The organism is Psychromonas aquimarina ATCC BAA-1526 (assembly GCF_000428725.1).
GTDB lineage: Bacteria > Pseudomonadota > Gammaproteobacteria > Enterobacterales > Psychromonadaceae > Psychromonas > Psychromonas aquimarina.
Genome location: NZ_AUAM01000018.1, coordinates 30,911 through 46,530, shown reverse-complemented (window position 1 = coordinate 46,530; position 15,620 = coordinate 30,911). Strand labels below are relative to the sequence as shown.

Annotated in this window: 15 protein-coding genes; 8 read left to right on the top strand and 7 right to left on the bottom strand. The window is 42.1% G+C overall.

Annotated elements, in window-relative coordinates; genetic code table 11:
- Positions 1-136: 136 nt before the first annotated feature.
- The 3 genes from cra (at position 137) to G337_RS25835 (ending at position 2,657) form a co-directional block, all read left to right on the top strand.
- Positions 137-1,120, top strand: coding sequence for a catabolite repressor/activator (cra, locus tag G337_RS0108065; RefSeq protein WP_028863440.1), 984 nt, complete (start codon positions 137-139; stop codon positions 1,118-1,120).
- A 215-nt stretch (positions 1,121-1,335) separates the two neighbouring features.
- The gene (gene speG, locus G337_RS0108060; protein ID WP_028863439.1) at positions 1,336-1,854 is read left to right on the top strand and encodes a spermidine N1-acetyltransferase; all 519 of its coding nucleotides are present in this window, start codon (positions 1,336-1,338) and stop codon (positions 1,852-1,854) included.
- A 53-nt stretch (positions 1,855-1,907) separates the two neighbouring features.
- The gene (locus G337_RS25835) at positions 1,908-2,657 is read left to right on the top strand and encodes a metallophosphoesterase (protein WP_051303076.1); all 750 of its coding nucleotides are present in this window, start codon (positions 1,908-1,910) and stop codon (positions 2,655-2,657) included.
- 62 nt (positions 2,658-2,719) lie between these two features.
- Here G337_RS25835 and G337_RS0108050 read toward each other — a convergent pair whose 3' ends face one another.
- Positions 2,720-4,204, bottom strand: a complete 1,485-nt coding sequence (locus G337_RS0108050) for an alpha/beta fold hydrolase (protein ID WP_028863438.1) — start codon at positions 4,202-4,204, stop codon at positions 2,720-2,722.
- 252 nt (positions 4,205-4,456) lie between these two features.
- Here G337_RS0108050 and G337_RS0108045 point away from each other — a divergent pair, with 252 nt between their 5' ends.
- Positions 4,457-5,053, top strand: coding sequence for an acyl carrier protein phosphodiesterase (locus G337_RS0108045; protein WP_028863437.1), 597 nt, complete (start codon positions 4,457-4,459; stop codon positions 5,051-5,053).
- Positions 5,054-5,137: 84 nt separating this feature from the next.
- On the opposite strand, the gene G337_RS0108040 is transcribed toward G337_RS0108045, so the two are convergent.
- Positions 5,138-5,701, bottom strand: a complete 564-nt coding sequence (locus G337_RS0108040) for a phosphoribosyltransferase (protein WP_028863436.1) — start codon at positions 5,699-5,701, stop codon at positions 5,138-5,140.
- A gap of 247 nt (positions 5,702-5,948) precedes the next feature.
- On the opposite strand from G337_RS0108040, the gene G337_RS0108030 reads away from it, so the two are divergent.
- The 3 genes from G337_RS0108030 (at position 5,949) to G337_RS28575 (ending at position 7,555) form a co-directional block, all read left to right on the top strand.
- Positions 5,949-6,623, top strand: coding sequence for a hypothetical protein (locus tag G337_RS0108030; protein ID WP_028863435.1), 675 nt, complete (start codon positions 5,949-5,951; stop codon positions 6,621-6,623).
- A gap of 9 nt (positions 6,624-6,632) precedes the next feature.
- Positions 6,633-7,091, top strand: coding sequence for a methyltransferase family protein (locus tag G337_RS0108025; protein WP_028863434.1), 459 nt, complete (start codon positions 6,633-6,635; stop codon positions 7,089-7,091).
- A gap of 290 nt (positions 7,092-7,381) precedes the next feature.
- Positions 7,382-7,555: a hypothetical protein gene (locus tag G337_RS28575; RefSeq protein WP_157619248.1), complete on the top strand. Its 174-nt coding sequence runs from the start codon at positions 7,382-7,384 to the stop codon at positions 7,553-7,555.
- A 63-nt stretch (positions 7,556-7,618) separates the two neighbouring features.
- Here the strand turns inward: G337_RS28575 and G337_RS0108015 are convergent, their stop codons facing one another.
- The 4 genes from G337_RS0108015 to G337_RS0108000 form a co-directional block, all read right to left on the bottom strand.
- On the bottom strand, positions 7,619-9,940 hold the full coding sequence (locus tag G337_RS0108015) for a putative bifunctional diguanylate cyclase/phosphodiesterase (RefSeq protein ID WP_028863433.1): 2,322 nt from the start codon (positions 9,938-9,940) through the stop codon (positions 7,619-7,621).
- Between the two features lie 4 nt (positions 9,941-9,944).
- The gene (locus G337_RS0108010) at positions 9,945-10,877 is read right to left on the bottom strand and encodes a transporter substrate-binding domain-containing protein (RefSeq protein WP_028863432.1); all 933 of its coding nucleotides are present in this window, start codon (positions 10,875-10,877) and stop codon (positions 9,945-9,947) included.
- Positions 10,878-11,142: 265 nt separating this feature from the next.
- The gene (locus G337_RS0108005) at positions 11,143-12,558 is read right to left on the bottom strand and encodes an aminotransferase class V-fold PLP-dependent enzyme (RefSeq protein WP_037027243.1); all 1,416 of its coding nucleotides are present in this window, start codon (positions 12,556-12,558) and stop codon (positions 11,143-11,145) included.
- A 332-nt stretch (positions 12,559-12,890) separates the two neighbouring features.
- Positions 12,891-13,466 (bottom strand): TetR/AcrR family transcriptional regulator, encoded by a 576-nt coding sequence (locus tag G337_RS0108000; protein ID WP_028863430.1) that lies wholly within the window; start codon positions 13,464-13,466, stop codon positions 12,891-12,893.
- Positions 13,467-13,626: 160 nt separating this feature from the next.
- On the opposite strand from G337_RS0108000, the gene G337_RS0107995 reads away from it, so the two are divergent.
- A complete protein-coding gene (locus tag G337_RS0107995) occupies positions 13,627-14,559 on the top strand; it encodes a Gfo/Idh/MocA family protein (protein WP_028863429.1) in 933 nt (310 codons plus the stop codon).
- Positions 14,560-14,599: 40 nt separating this feature from the next.
- Here the strand turns inward: G337_RS0107995 and G337_RS0107990 are convergent, their stop codons facing one another.
- Positions 14,600-15,589, bottom strand: a complete 990-nt coding sequence (locus G337_RS0107990) for a 2-hydroxyacid dehydrogenase (protein WP_028863428.1) — start codon at positions 15,587-15,589, stop codon at positions 14,600-14,602.
- Positions 15,590-15,620: the final 31 nt, after the last annotated feature.

The following is a 15,620-nucleotide window of genomic DNA, read 5'->3' as shown; positions in this document are numbered from 1 at the left end:
CTTGCTGAAACGATTCAGTTGTTATGCTGAACCGTTTCAGCTACAATTGCAATCACTTTTTAAGCAGTTATTATTTGTCTGCCGCAAAAATTGTGATGCTTATCGCAATTATCCGGCAGCTTAATGCGGGTTAGTCATGAAATTAGAAGAAATTGCCAAATTAGCGGGTGTGTCTCGTACGACAGCAAGTTATGTGATCAATGGTAAAGCTGAGAAATATAGAATCAGTGAAAAAACCTGTCTGAAGGTGATGGCGGTAGTAGAAAAACATAACTATAAACCAAATTATGCAGCCAGTTCCTTAAGGGCCGGTAACAGCCGGACATTTGGTCTGATTATTCCGGATTTAGAAAATTCCAGTTATGCGAAGTTAGCTAAACTGCTGGAGCGGGATGCGAGGAAAGCCGGCTTTCAGTTGATTATTTCCTGTTCGGATGATCAGCCGGAAACAGAAAAAAGCGTGGCGGCAAGCCTGGTTAGCCGGCGTATCGATGTGCTTTTAGTTGCCAGTGCACTGCCTGCGGATACGACTTTTTACCGTAAGATTCAAGCGAAAGGTGTGCCGGTAGTGGCAATAGACCGAAGCCTGGATGATGAAATTTTTGCTAATGTGATCAGCGAAGATCTGGAAGGCGCTTTGGATTTAAGCCGTTCTCTGCTGGAAAAGGAGGTCAGCAGTATAGGTCTGATCGGCGCAGTACCGGCTCTGGGGGTATCGAAGGAGCGTGAGCTGGGCTTTAAAGCAGCGGTTGCGGAGCATAACGGAATCCTTGAGGTAAAATATGCATATGGCGATCATTTTAGTATTCAGCAGGGGCAGGATTTAGCACAGCAGTGGCTGGATCAGCGCTGTTTTCCTGAGGCACTTTTAATTACCTCTTATACTTTATTTGAAGGTGTTTTAGACTGCCTGCTGGCACACCCGGAATTATTAAAAAAGACCGCGTTAGCAACTTTTGGTGATAACCGTTTACTGGATTTTCTGCCGATTAAAATTCAGTCGCTGCCGCAGCAGTATGAAGTCATTGCGGAAAAAGCACTGCAGCTGGCATTGGCGGCTGCAGAAGGGCAGTATCAGCCGGGTATTGAAGTGGTACCACGCAAGCTGATTAAAAGATAATGATAACGGCTGTGAATATAAGAAGTGCTCTTCTATAGAGTTACTTCTTATAGGAAAATCTGCTGTTTTCTTGAGTATCACTTGGTTAACTTTATAATTTCACCCTCTTAATCAAAAAAACATCTAACTTTTGTTGAATACTTTGACGCAGCTAACTTGTTAAAGCTAATCAGCAATTTTAAACTTAATCATTATTTTTTTATTATAAGAAACATATGAAACATAAGGTTAAGTTAAGGGCATTAGAAAGAGAAGATTTACGTTTCGTACATCTGCTTGATAATAACCGCAATATAATGTCTTACTGGTTTGAAGAACCCTATGAATCATTTGGTGAACTTGAAGATCTGTATATCAGGCATATTCACGACAATACTGAGCGGCGCTTTATCGGCACAAATAAAGATAATGAATCTATTGGTCTGGTTGAATTAATTGAAATTGACTACATCCATAGTAATGCGGAATTCCAGATAATTATTGCTCCTGACTTTCAGGGGCAAAATTATGCACAAGCGCTTATTCATAAAGCGCTGGATTATGCTTTTACCATTCTTAATCTGCATAAAGTTTACCTGCTGGTTTCCGAAGATAACAGCAAGGCTATTCACCTCTACTTAAAATCTGGTTTTATAGAAGAAGGGCGCTTAGTGCAGGAGTTTTTCATCAATGGAAAATACTGTGATGCAATACGTATGTATCAGCTCCAGGAACAGTACCTATCCGCTGAATAATCTAACCGCCAGCCTGTTTTAATATCTAGTTTGTCTTACATGAGGTACTTATTTTGAATTCTTTAGCGGCCCATCATCATTATGAATCCAACCCTAATGGACGGGATTTTTTTGTCGGTGATATTCATGGAAAGCATACTCTGCTGATGCTGGCTCTGGAGCAGATCAATTTTGATTATAGTGCGGACCGTTTGTTTTCCGTTGGTGATGTTATTGATCGCGGCGAGGATTCTTTTTATTGTCTTCTTCTTGCAAATAAAAACTGGTTTATCCCTGTTGTTGGTAATCACGAACAGTTTTTAAGGGAAATTGACGATAATAATATGTATAAGAAGTTTTCCTGGTATGAGAACGGCGGCGGCTGGTGGGAAAATCTTGCTGTTCAGGAAAAACTGCTGGCAAAAAATATTATTGCAAAAAACTTCTGCCTTACCTTAAGCGTTGATACTGCCGCCGGTAAAGTGGGGGTTGTACATGCCCAGTATCCGTTAGAGAAGTGGCCGATGCATGCAGATGATATAAATAAAGATAATCTGCATAAATTACTGTGGAGCAGGGATTACCTGAGAAACGGGCATGACCATTTAACAGCTGGCATTGATTTTATTGTTTCCGGTCATACGCCGATACGTAAAGCGCGATTAGAAAAACAGCTGTTGTTTATTGACAGCGGCTGCGGTCATCAGCCGAACGAAAAGAGACCGACCCCTCATCTGACTATCTGTGAGTTTGAAAAAAATCATATTAAAGTTTATGCAGTAGCGGAGCAGCTGTTTGAACTGTCTAAAATTGATATTAAATAACCAATAAAGTTCACGGCCCCAAGTTTTTGTTTAAAACCAGGGACCTTGCTTTTCTATCTTGCCTAATAAGTACCTTGTGGATTTTTTCTGGCTGGATGTACGGGTTTAGAGAGTGCTCTCATAAATGTTTGATTTTGCGGGGTACCTGAACAGCTGGTATTTTCAATCTTAGTATCGGGGTCTAACAGATACTGCGTTGCTTTTGCATCTACACAGCTTATATCGGTATAACTGAAGGCGTGGCTTACCAGTTGATCAACAGTAATCAATGAAGCTGAATTGCCGAAGCTGTTCACCATTTCTTCTGTCCATTGATAAGGTGTTGCCGGGTCATATTTACCACCGATAATAAGAATCTGCTGACCGGCTAAAACATGCTCCATATTTTCAACGGCTGCAATCGGATCTCGCTGATCACTCCAGTCAGCGCAGAGAAAAGAGCTGTAATAGCTGACTAAGCCGTACAGTGTTGAAGTGCTTTCAAAAGAAGACTGGGTTGCCACTATATCGTCTCTGGAAAGAGGCTGAGACTCATCCGTACAGACTACCGCTTTAAATAATGCCTGCGAGCGTAAACTGTCAGCATCATCTTCTGAAGTCCCTATGCTTGCAAGCTGCCAGTTTAAAAGTGATACATAATCATTATCCAGCAGGTCAAACAAGCCGCTTTGTATTGCCTGCCAGTAGCCGGAGTGCTCGCGGCTGACGGTTAAATATAAGGTAGATACTGCATCCGGGATACTTAGTGCGAAGCCGTCGGAGGCATGATAATAAATATTGTTGAAAGTTGTTGTAATGATATTTTCATACTGTAATTTTCTTGTACTGTCGAAGCCTAAACGGTAATCGGCAACCAGGTCATTGCCTGCTGTATTACCTAGCTGCAGATCGACGTAATTACCCGTGGCCGGCGGCATTGGTGAGTCTAAAACAATGGCACGTACATTCTCCGGAAAAATATTTGCATAGAGAGAACCTAAGCGTGTTCCATAGGAATAGCCTAAAAAGTTAAGTTTTTCTTCTCCAAGAAAACTACGTAACTGGTCGATATCCTTAACTATGCTATTACTGCCCAGATACGGTGCGGTTGCGGTATAAACTGCATCACAGTTACCGGTTCCAATACTTTGTGCTACGGCGCAATCGGTTAATGCTTGAGAATAAGCACTTTTTCCTGTTCCGCGCGGATCAATACCAACAATATCAAAACGCTCTAGGATCTCCTGGGGTAAATAGTTTTGTACCATGCTTGACGTGCTGTTAACCGATTCACCGCCGGGGCCGCCAAAATTAAGTACCAGGATACCAATACGGTTATCACTATCCAGAGCTTTATGTACCGCGTAATAAATATCGATAGTTTCACCGTTATTATCTGTATAGCTTTTTGGTACGGGTAATAAGCCGCACTGCATATTGGCAGGGCAATCACTACTGTTTACAACTGTGGGTGAAAGTGTGCTGGAAAAGGTATTTGTATTGCTGTCACTGCTGTTACAGCCAAAAAGCAGGGCTGTCAGTGCTGCTACTATAATTGAACGGTGCATATTAATTCCATTAATTGGGGATTTTTATTTAACAGGTATCTGCTGTTAACTTACAAACCAGTGGTTTGTTTTTTGTTGGTTATTTGTTGATATTACCAGGCGCCTTGTCTGTTAGACAGGTATTTACAGTGCTAAGCACAAAAACTTATTAACTATGTGTTTAACTTCAATTAAGTTTATAGTGATCGGGATTTCTAAGTGTTTTTTGATAAATAGCGGGGCAATTTGAATGGCAGTGAGTCAGGTGGAAATATGAATTTTCTTGCACACTTACATATTGCAGAATTTACCCATAGCAGTTTTACGGGCAGCTTTTTAGGTGATTTTGTTAAAGGAAATCCTGACGGTTTGTTTAATGCAGAGATTGTACTGGGGATTCGTGTGCACCGTTTTGTGGACAGTTATACGGATCAGCATGTTATTGTAAAAACACTGAAACCTCTGTTTCCATCTGAACTGCGGCGTTTTGCTCCGATAAGTCTGGATATGTTCTGGGACCATTGCCTGGCTAAGCATTGGTCTCAGTTTCACGACAGCTCATTAGCAGAATTCTGTAATCAAGCCCGACTGCAGATTGAAGTGGAAACTAAATCAGAGGTGAACAGCCTGCCGCCTCGTTTTGAAAAAGTCTCACACCTAGTCTGGCAGGAGCAGTGGCTTGAGCAGTATGTCGAGATAGATAATATTAGTTTCGCCCTGCAGCGTATGGCTTCCCGCCGTCCTAGAATGGCACCGCTGACGGATACCGGGCAGGTTCTGCTGGAGCATTATGAGTTGTTAACCGAACAGTTTTTTGAGCTTTATCCGGACGTTTTACAGAACTCTTTACAGTTTATTAAAGCGCAGTAGGCGGGTTATAAAAAAAGAGACCGTGTGGTCTCTTTTTAAAATGCGTTATCTATTTCGCTGAAAAATTCAGCTGAGCATTAAAATCTATTCACTGAACAGGTGTTTAATGTTTTTGAAATCACCTTTACCTTCGGTGATTTCTTCGATCGACAGACCTGAAACTTCATGAGGGAATACTAACCACTCTTCAGATTCATGAATGAAATAATCCGGTACGATTGATACCGCTTTATTTTTAGGTTTGTAATAAGGCGTTGCAATACGTACATCAGTAGGCATATTCAAACGCATCTGTTCAGATAGTTTTTCTTTTAAGGCTACAACACTGCGGCCGGAGTCGAATACATCATCAACGATTAATAAACCGTCATCGGCGTTAGCATTTTCAATAATGTAGTGCAGGCCGTGTACTTTAATCGTTTTACTCTGCTGGCCGATACCGTAATAAGAAGAGGTACGTACTGCAATGTGGTCTGTTTCTACTTTCTTGTAGTCAAAGTATTCCTGTACAGCAATACCAATCGGTGCGCCGCCTCGCCAGATACCGACGATAAACTGCGGGCGAAAGCCGCTGTCATATACTTGAGCCGCCAGACGGAATGAGTCTTCAAGCAGCTGCTGGGCGCTGATAAATACCTTCTCAGACATAAAATAACCTCTCCTAGTGAATTTTTGCGCAAAGTCTAGACTAACGGCATAAAATAACAATGTCCTAAACGCTTTTTATTACGCTTTTTGCTGAAAATATTAATGAATAATTTCAGTGTGATTTTTGTTTCATTTTTAATCTTTATTTTTGTGCTTAATTGATAAGCCGATTTAAACAGGATCATTAAAGTTATTAATCCAGGCAACTAAGATAGAATAAAGAAAAACAAGAAGTTAAAGGAATAATATGTTTGACAGTACAGTACCTAAACTAGCGGCCGGCTGCTCGAGTAAAGTGCAGAAGAAACTGCAGGCGATGATTGTTGAGTCGGTGACTGATACCCTGCTGGAAAATCGTATTCCAGTCAGTGTTGCGCGTAAATTGTCCCGTCAAATGGTTGATAATATCGATTTAGCTGAAATTTATTCTATTGTTGAGCGGGATATACAGGATCAGCATTTTCCAAAAATGCGTATTTTAGATCGTACGATTGTGCATATGTTTGAGATTTTATATCGAACGATTAACACTCAGGAGAGTATAAAAGATGAAGAAACTCAGCAGGAGTTTTTTAATATTGTGCCTCGAGGTGAATGCTTAGATCTGTTTTTACAGTTAGTGAAGGAATACTGTATGGGTGATGATGAGATTGAGAAGCATACCTATAAAATGGGGCCTTTGATTGAGATGCATCGTACCGATAACCTTATTCACTGGCAGGAACTTTATCAAAGTGATGAATTTAAAGTTTATTTAACGGGTCTGCTGAACTTGATTCTGACGCATTTACGTAAAGATCATCAGCCGATTCCTGCACTGAATAATAAAATGCCGGTTAAGTATCATCCGTACCGAATTAATTCTTTTTTAAATCAAATCTGTCTGTTGTGGAAAAACAAGAAAGTAGAATTTCATAAATAAGGAGGTGCGATGATCCGTACACTGTTTAAATTACCTGTTTTTTTTGTGCTGCTGTTGACCGTATTAATGTTTACTGTTGATAGGGCACTCCCGACTTTTTCTTATCTGTTTCCCTGTCAGACTGCTGTTTCAGCAGTGCTGTGCAGCGTTGGTATGCTGGTTGTTTTAAGCGCGGGTCACACTTTTAGAAAAGCCGGTACAACGGTTGATCCCAGAGCGCCTGAAAAAGCATCACATTTAGTATGCACCGGTATTTATGCTTATTCGCGTAATCCTATGTATGCGGGAGCGTTTTCTTGTTTAGCTGCGCTTGTTGTCTTTTTAGGTAACCCGCTGAATTTACTGCTTTTGCCCGTGTATGTGTATTTTGCAGATAAGTTATACATCATTCCAGAAGAGAGGGCGCTGTTAAAGTTATTCGGCCCGTCGTTTACAAGTTATAAAGCTAAGGTTAGACGCTGGTTTTAACTGACTGTTGAGGTTTTGTATCTGGGATTCACAGCTGCTGAGCATACTTCCATCTAACCGGGTTTTACTGGGCAGGTTTATTAGATCACCTTTATTTCTATAGAGAATGATAGTGGTGCTAATATTTATGGTGAGGGGGATGGAAAGCTTAGTGCAGAACATTAGATTAACGCAGTAGAAGCTGTTGCAGATCAGGCCTTTGTCACAGTTGATCTTTCCGCGTTAAGTTATGGTGAATACAAGCTGATTATCGAAAAAGCCGCTAATATCATTGAATAAAGGAGCTGGAAATGAATGATTCAACAGAAAAAAACACTGTAACAGCCGCCGAAATTTCTGAGCTGTTAGATGATCTGATGCTGGAACTACGGTTTCACGGTCTTGAACTGCAGGATAAACTGATTCATCGCACTTTGGATATGCAGGAAAGGCTGAAACAGCTTAATCAAAACCTGACTGACTAGCGGCCGGGCCTTGGCGGCCCTGCTCTGCTGATACTGATAAAGCGGTTAAGTCAGTGAACCGTTTCAGGCGCTGTTTTTAACTTTCTCTTTAACTAACAGCCGGGTAAAATCATCGGCGGGAAGGGCGCGGCTGAATAGATATCCCTGGCCGTAATCACACTGCAGCTCCTCTAACAGATCTGCCTGATAGTTATCTTCAATACCTTCCGCGACAACTTTTAACTTTAATGCTTTTGCCATGGCTAATATGGCTGAGACTAGAGACATATCGGCGGGGTTAGTTTCTAAATCATTAACAAAAGCCCGGTCTATTTTTAGTTTTGAAAAAGGAAACTGCTGCAGATAACTCAGTGCTGAATAGCCCGTTCCAAAGTCATCAATTGAAAGCCGAATACCTAACTCATTAAGGCGGTCCAGGACGTAAGCGAGCTCACTGTTCTGGCTAACCAGCAGGCTTTCAGTGACTTCGATATCTAATTTGTGTGCAGGTAAAGCGCTTTTTTCCAGTATATTTTCGATCTTATTTAACAGGTCAGTAGAGTAGCGGAACTGCACACTTGAGAAATTAACGGCAATCTGCAGCGGGCATATTGACTGCCATTCGGCCGCCTGTGTACAGGCCTGCTCAAGTGCAAATTCGCCGAGCTGGTGGATCAGGCCGTTTTTCTCTGCCAGTGAAATAAACTCTTCCGGGGAGACAGAACCTAGCTCATTGTCGTTCCAGCGCATCAAGGCTTCCGCGGCAATAATTTTACGGCTTTTTAAATCAATAATCGGCTGATAGTACATTTCAATTTCATTATTGCTGATTGCCTGGCGTAAGCGGCTGTTTAAGGATAGGCTGCGGAGCAGTGCGTCATTCATGGCCGGATCATAGAAGCTGAAACCATTGCGGCCGGCATCCTTAACCCGGTATAAGGCCATATCAGCACTTTTCAGCAGGCTGTCAGGATCACGGCCGTCCTGCGGATAGATAGCCATACCAATGCTGGTTGTGGTGAAAAACTCCTGGTTTTCAACTTTGAAGGGTTTTTCAAACAGCGCTAGAATTTTTCCGGCAAGCATTTCCGCACTTTCATCATCGAGCAGTTCCGGGATAATCAGTAGAAACTCATCGCCGCCTAAGCGGGCGACGGTATCTGTGCTGCGTACGGAATTAATCAGCCGGGTGCTGGTATCTTTAAGGATCTGATCCCCGGCGATATGCCCCAGGGTATCATTGATCTGTTTGAAGTTGTCCAGATCAATAAACATAACCAGAATCTGGGTGTTGTCTCTCTGTGAATAATGAATCGCCTGAGTAAGACGTTCGTGACTGTAACTGCGGTTTGCCAGCCCGGTAAGGGCATCATGAGTCGCCTGATATGCCAGCCTCTCTTCCGAGTTTTTACGTTTCTTGACTTCCGTTTCCAGCTGCAGATTATGCTGCGACAGCTTGTTCTGCTGCTTAGATGATACTTCTATCTGGGTCTGCAGAATTGTATTGCTGTGCTCTATGCGCATCAGGAAATACAACCCTATTACGACCGGAAAAGCCAGAACTGAAATAGCGGCAATAAACCATCCGGATGTAAAAATATCCTGTTCATTAACCGGTTCAAACCAGCTCATCAGTATGAAAGGTGTCCCTTTGACCGGCTCTTCAATATAAAGTTTATTAGTCGAACTTTGAGAATTGCTCGGCGGTACTGATAATAGTGTTGATTTAATTGAATTCCAGACATAAATATTACCGCTGGGGGTATTCAGCTGCAGACGGCTGGCACTATCGGCATGTTCCTGTGTGCTCAGCTGCTGGGCGATTAAGTCTGTGTTGATATCTGCAATCAGTAAAGCGACCGCTTTGTTCTGCTGATAAATGGTTCTCAGTATTCTGATGTTCAGGCCGCTAGGATCATCGGTTACTATGATATCAGATGCTTTTTCCTGCATTTTTTTAAAAGGAATCGGGCTGAAATTTATCGGAGAATGAGGATCTGTATCAACAATGACCGTTTTGTCGAAACTAACCAGCATCATGCGCTTGTATACGGGCAGTGCATCTATTTGACTGTCCTGGGTGAGCTGATAAATTAACATTTTTAAATTAAATAAACTGGAGCCTAAGCCGTACTCCATGGACATGCCGGAGCTGCGGTTTGCGAAAAAGGTGCTCATTGTCTGATCATTTGCGAGAACATAAATATTCTCTCGGGTGACGTTAAAAAAATAACTCAGGGTATTAACATACTGAGTCACTTTAAGGTGTAATTCGCTATGCTGGGACTCTTTAAGTTTGCTCTGTCCGACATTAGTTACCGCAAGAATTAAAACCAGATAACCCGCCAGTATAATACCGGCTGTAATGATCACTGTTTTACTGCTGAACCATTTTTTTAAACGCATCGCTTCAGATTTCTTCTATCGCTGTGGAGAAGAACTCACCATAAAAATGAAATACCGCAGGGTAATATTTCTTGACCATTTTATTGTAGCTGCCGTCGGCACGAATCTGCTTTAAGTAAAGGTTAAAAGCTTTACGCAGCTGCGGAGAATTTTTACGAAATGCGGCCGCCATATGCTGTTCCGGGGAGATAGGGCCGACTACTTTTATTTCACCGGGCCACTTCTGTAGTGCTATCAGTGTATCGGCAACATCGAGCAGAGTACTTTCTGCGTCATTATTAAGAATAGCCGGAACCATCTCATTTAAATTACGCGCCTTGACCGGCAGAATGACATTAGCACCGGTTAATTCGAGGTTGTATAAATCAGGATCCAGACAGGACTGCTTCATTGCTAATACATCACGCCCTTTGAGCAGTGCTTTAACCTGAAGGATATCCTCACTGAGGCGGCCCTTAGGAGTAATCGGCTGCAGTTCGGAATCGGCCCGGGCAACTAGCCATACGGCTGACGGAAAGTAAGGGTCCGCAAAATCGACCACTTCGCGGCGCCAGTCTAAAGTGGTTACTCCGTTAGCAATAACATCTCCCTGAACCGGCTGTTGATCACCCAAGACTACCTGCTGGTTAATATATTGAATTTTCCGGCCGTTCAGCAGGCTGAATACATTGCTCCACCTGGCTGCGACAAACTGGTACTGCAGACCAAGGTGAGCGGCAAAACCTTTCATTAATTCGACATCCAGCCCGCCTTCCACTTTTTTTCCGCCTTCAGAATACAGAGTCACAAAGTTTGCATAGGGAACTCCGATATGACGTAGTACTCCGGACTCTTTGATTTCTGCAAGATCTCGAGCATTTACCTGCAGTGCTGATACTGCCAGTGAAATTGATAAAATGATTTGTAAAAAGAGAGTACTTTTCGTTTTTAGTGTCATTTTATTGCTCCTTGACTCAGCTGTTAATATTCCGTTGTTTGATAGTATGCTATGCAGTAGATAAAATAAATAATAAAAAACAATAAGTTATTGTGTTTTTTTTGAGTCTTTAGACTGATGCTTGCAGCACTTGCTTTTTGGAAAGGCAGAAACTATTACTTATTAGCATAGTCATTAATGATTAAATAATGATTTTTAAACTTGAATATTTATGTCATTTACATTGAGGCAGCCGGATTCGAATATTTTCGAATCCGGGCGGATATTAAACCATATCCAGGTAAAGCTCCTGCATTGCTTCAACGAGGCCGATCACATCCCGTTCGTCATGGAACAGATGTGTTGAGATGCGCAGTGCATGGCTATCGGCTGCATCCGTTACTTTCACTTTAAAATCCGTAGTTCGGATAATATAACCGTACTCTTCACGCAGACGATCCCGGAAAATGGTTAACTGCTCCAGATCCTGCTGATCAAACAGAGGGTTGAATGTTGTCAGACCGCTTGATAATTCAGGGATATTCGGCGAGTAAAAAGAAGCAGACGGAAATGCATCCAGTAGACATTCTTTACACAGTCGGCTTAACGCTAATACACGTTTTTCAATCACATCGCGGCCAAGCATATCCCACATTAAACAGGCGTCGGTTAAAGCTTGTTTTGCCGGGTAGTTGTCATTGCCGATATACTGAAGCTGCAGCTGGGTACCGAGGTAGGCCGCATGCGACAGCGAAGAGTTAATGAACCATAATGGATTTTCACGATCCGGCCAGTATTCATCTAAACGTTGTGCATTATTGCGGACATATAAAATACCGGTTGCACCTGCGCCGCACTGCCATTTATGACCAGAACCTGAATAAAAATCACAGCCGATATCATGAAAATCCAGATCAAACATACCGATCGTATGCGCACCATCGATTAATGTCGGAATCTGATTGGGGATAGCCACTTCATGGCAGATACGTTTGGCGGGCAAAGTCGTACCAGTTTTGTAGGTGATATGTGAAAAAGTAATTAAGCGGACGCGATCCCCGTATTCTTCCACAGCATCTGCAAAAACATCTACAAAGTCTTGTTCGCTGATCTGTTCACTGCCGGTATAAACAGGAATTTCCAGGTAAATAACTTCAACACCATAACGCTTTGTAACCACATTAAGAGGAGAGTTGGCCGCTACATGCTCATGATGGGTGGTGAGGATAACGTCCCCTTCTTCAAAATGCAGCCCGTTGATAATGCTGCACATACCGTCAGTTGTATTGCGGCTTAATATAATTTCATGACTGTCTGCGCCGAAACCCGGTGCCACTGCATTTATCATATCTGCCACATAGGGCCAGCTGCCGAACTTTTCCTGCATATCCCATGGATTAGAGGCGACAATTTTGTTGTTCCTGTTATATTCGTAGAGTACATCTTTAGGCATAGAGCCGGTTGTACCGACATTCATATAAACGCTTCTTTTATCGAGAATAAATTCCTTACGTACTTTTTTCCAGAACTTGCGGTCAGGATTTTTATTATATAAATGATGCCAGCCAGAATTGCTGTCCTGTGCCTGCACTGTGCCGGAAAACATGGCACTGCCGACACCGGCTAATGCCAGGCCAGTGCTGGTTTTGAGAAAATCACGACGGTTAATTACCGGAGAAGGTTTTGTTTTATTCTCGCTCATATTAAATATCCTTTTAGTTAATCGAAGTTGCTATAGCTTTTAATCAGCTTTTTTATATCATTGGAAATTGTAGTTATTATTATGTTCTTAGTAGTTATTTTTATTTAACATATTGTTCTGATAGAGGTAATGTGAAATATAATGATAATTGTTGTTACTTGTGTTTTGTTGTTTTATCGAGAGTGTTGATTTTAAACTAAGCTGTTATTGATTTTTGTCTTGATTTATTTGTGTGAGTAAAAGACAGGGAGGAAATTACGCTCAGCTTTTATATTTAACTGAGCGCTAAAATTATTGCAGCCTAAGCTGAAGAGAGGCTGAGTGAAGGTATGTCAGCGTTTGAATCTTAATAAGTTTTCCAGGCACGCGCCGGCATTCTGTGCACTTGTCGACTCTTTCTGCACTAATGCTGTGGTAATTACTCCCTCCTTGAGCAGGCAGATGGTTTCTACCAGCAGTGCATTTTTCTGAGTATTTGATTCAAAGGAATCAACATGAACTTGTATCAGTGCTTTAATATTATCTTTGTGTTCCTTGCATGCCAGATAGATCTGCTTATTAATATCGCCATATTCCGCACAAGTATTAATAAAGTAGCAGCCTTTAAATGGACCCAAAGCTTTTGCACGTCCGTTAATCCAGTCGTCTAATGCTTCAAAAAGGACTAACAGGGCGTCTTTGCCCAGTTCAGCTTTGTTTAATTCCTGTGTTAACCAGTCCGTCATGATCTGATCCCGATACTCGAGGGTGGCTAGAATAAGTTCATCTTTACTTTCAAAATGGTTATACAGGGTTTTTTTAGCGACATCGGCAACTTTAATTATTTCATTAATACCGACTGCATGTATGCCTTTGTTATAAAACAGGTTAAATGCTGATTCAATAATGCTGCGTTTTTTGCTGTTCATATTAATGCCTCGTGGAACATTTTATCGATACCGACAAAAGTAGACTATATTGTCTGCCTGCGCAATGTAGTCAGATATACTATATTGGACTGGCATCATTATTTTGTATAAACAGCACTTTGTAATAAGCTTTATGTATTTAATACAAAAGGTCTTAAAAATGAGAATTGCAGTTATCGGCATTGGTGATATTGCCCAAAAAGCCTATTTACCTGTTCTTACGCAGTTAAAAGGTGTTGAATTGGTTTTTTGTACCCGTAATAAAAACAGGCTGCAGCAGCTGGCGCTGCAGTATCGTATTAAAGAGGTCTACCAGGATTATCGGCAGTTAAGTAAAGTTAATATAGATGCGGTAATGATCCACAGCAGTACTGCTTCGCATCCTGAAATTTGTGCTTATTTTTTACAGCTGGGTCTGCCGGTTTTTGTTGATAAACCGCTGGCGGATAATGCTTTCGACTGTGAAAGACTTTACGAATTAGCAGAAAAGTCTCGCCTGCCTTTGTATATGGGGTTTAACCGCCGTTTTATTCCTTTATACATTCAGTATTTGCCGGGTTTGCAGTGCGGCTCTTCTGAGCCGCCCTTATTATCATTACGCTGGGAGAAAAACCGCCATAATTTACCCGCAGATATTCGTACTTTTGTGTTTGATGATTTTATTCATCCCTTAGACAGTATCAATATCGGTGCAAAGAGTAACCTCGATGGCCTGCAGTTAAGCAGGCAGTTTCAAGGTAAACAGCTGGCAAGGTTAGATGTGCAGTGGCAGCTGGAAAATACAATCTTTGAGGCATCGATGAATCGATTATACGGTATAACCTGTGAACGGGTTTGCGCAAACTTTGCCAACCGCTCCTATGAATTTGACTCTTTTGTCAGCGGCAGATGTCTGCAGGATAATCAGGAAACAATAATCCGTCTGCAGGACTGGATACCTATGCTTGACGCAAAAGGTTTCTGCAGCATGATTGAAGACTGGATAAGTGTCGTGAAGGCCGGTAAGTTAAAGCAGGCCGTGGTGGAGCGTAATCTGGCCAGTCATCAGTTAGCGGAGGCTGTCTGCCAGAAAATACAAAGCAGTATCAGTTAGGGGTCGATAATAACGCCGCGTCACAGCGGCGTTTTATTATTTAATTTACTTCATTGCCGTTACTGCGGCCGCCGGCAAAACTTTGTAAGTTATCCAGTGTGGTTTGTGCAATGCTGGTTAATGCTTCTTTGGTTAAAAAGGCCTGATGACCGGTAAATATTACGTTGTGACAGGCAGATAAGCGGCGGAATACATCATCGCCGATGATTTCGTCAGAATGATCGCCAAAGAATAATGAGTCTTCTTCTTCGTAAACATCTAAGCCTAATGCGCCGATCTTACCGGCTTTTAAAGCGGCAATTGCATCTGCTGCATTAAGCAGTGCCCCGCGGCTGGTATTAACTATCATCACACCGTCTTTCATTTTTGCAAATGAATCACTATTAAGAAGATGGTGATTCTCTTTGGTCAGCGGGCAGTGCAGGCTGATAATATCACTCTGTTCAAATAACTGTTCAGCTGAAACATATTCGGCACCCAGTTCAACAGCCTGATCCGAAGGGTAAGGGTCGAATGCCAGTATCCGGCAGCCGAAGCCTTTTAAAATACGCATGGCTGCCAGACCTATTTTACCTGTACCGATAATACCTACGGTTTTGCCGAACATATTAAATCCGACTAACCCCTGCAGCGAGAAATTTGCATCTCGAGTGCGCTGATAAGCTTTATGAATACGACGGTTAAGGGTCATCATTAAAGCTGCTGCATGTTCGGCAACGGCCTCCGGTGAATAAGCCGGGACCCGCATTACCGTTAACCCCAGCTTTTTGCCGGTTTCAATGTCGACATTGTTAAAACCTGCACAGCGCATCACAATCACTTTAATGCCGAGCCTGGCCAGTTCTGTTAATACCGGTGCAGACAGGTCATCGTTTACAAAGGCGCAGACGGCATCATAACCCTGTGCCAGCTGACAGGTATGGATATCAAGCTGAGTATCGAAATATTTTATCTGCATACTCTGAGCATCGATAAGCGGATTGAAATGGTTAATGTCATAGGTGCGTGCGCTGAACATTGCAACTTTCATAATACAACTCCAATTGATAATTATTATTGAT

What these genes read in the sequence shown, in the direction of transcription:
- cra (WP_028863440.1), top strand. Translation starts at nt 137, where the DNA reads ATGAAATTAGAAGAAATTGCCAAATTAGCGGGTGTGTCTCGTACGACA.
- G337_RS0108010 (WP_028863432.1), bottom strand. Translation starts at nt 10,877, where the DNA reads ATGACACTAAAAACGAAAAGTACTCTCTTTTTACAAATCATTTTATCA.
- G337_RS0108045 (WP_028863437.1), top strand. Translation starts at nt 4,457, where the DNA reads ATGAATTTTCTTGCACACTTACATATTGCAGAATTTACCCATAGCAGT.
- G337_RS0107990 (WP_028863428.1), bottom strand. Translation starts at nt 15,589, where the DNA reads ATGAAAGTTGCAATGTTCAGCGCACGCACCTATGACATTAACCATTTC.
- G337_RS0108025 (WP_028863434.1), top strand. Translation starts at nt 6,633, where the DNA reads ATGATCCGTACACTGTTTAAATTACCTGTTTTTTTTGTGCTGCTGTTG.
- G337_RS0108030 (WP_028863435.1), top strand. Translation starts at nt 5,949, where the DNA reads ATGTTTGACAGTACAGTACCTAAACTAGCGGCCGGCTGCTCGAGTAAA.
- G337_RS0108015 (WP_028863433.1), bottom strand. Translation starts at nt 9,940, where the DNA reads ATGCGTTTAAAAAAATGGTTCAGCAGTAAAACAGTGATCATTACAGCC.
- G337_RS0108000 (WP_028863430.1), bottom strand. Translation starts at nt 13,466, where the DNA reads ATGAACAGCAAAAAACGCAGCATTATTGAATCAGCATTTAACCTGTTT.
- G337_RS0108050 (WP_028863438.1), bottom strand. Translation starts at nt 4,204, where the DNA reads ATGCACCGTTCAATTATAGTAGCAGCACTGACAGCCCTGCTTTTTGGC.
- G337_RS0108005 (WP_037027243.1), bottom strand. Translation starts at nt 12,558, where the DNA reads ATGAGCGAGAATAAAACAAAACCTTCTCCGGTAATTAACCGTCGTGAT.
- speG (WP_028863439.1), top strand. Translation starts at nt 1,336, where the DNA reads ATGAAACATAAGGTTAAGTTAAGGGCATTAGAAAGAGAAGATTTACGT.
- G337_RS0107995 (WP_028863429.1), top strand. Translation starts at nt 13,627, where the DNA reads ATGAGAATTGCAGTTATCGGCATTGGTGATATTGCCCAAAAAGCCTAT.
- G337_RS28575 (WP_157619248.1), top strand. Translation starts at nt 7,382, where the DNA reads ATGAATGATTCAACAGAAAAAAACACTGTAACAGCCGCCGAAATTTCT.
- G337_RS0108040 (WP_028863436.1), bottom strand. Translation starts at nt 5,701, where the DNA reads ATGTCTGAGAAGGTATTTATCAGCGCCCAGCAGCTGCTTGAAGACTCA.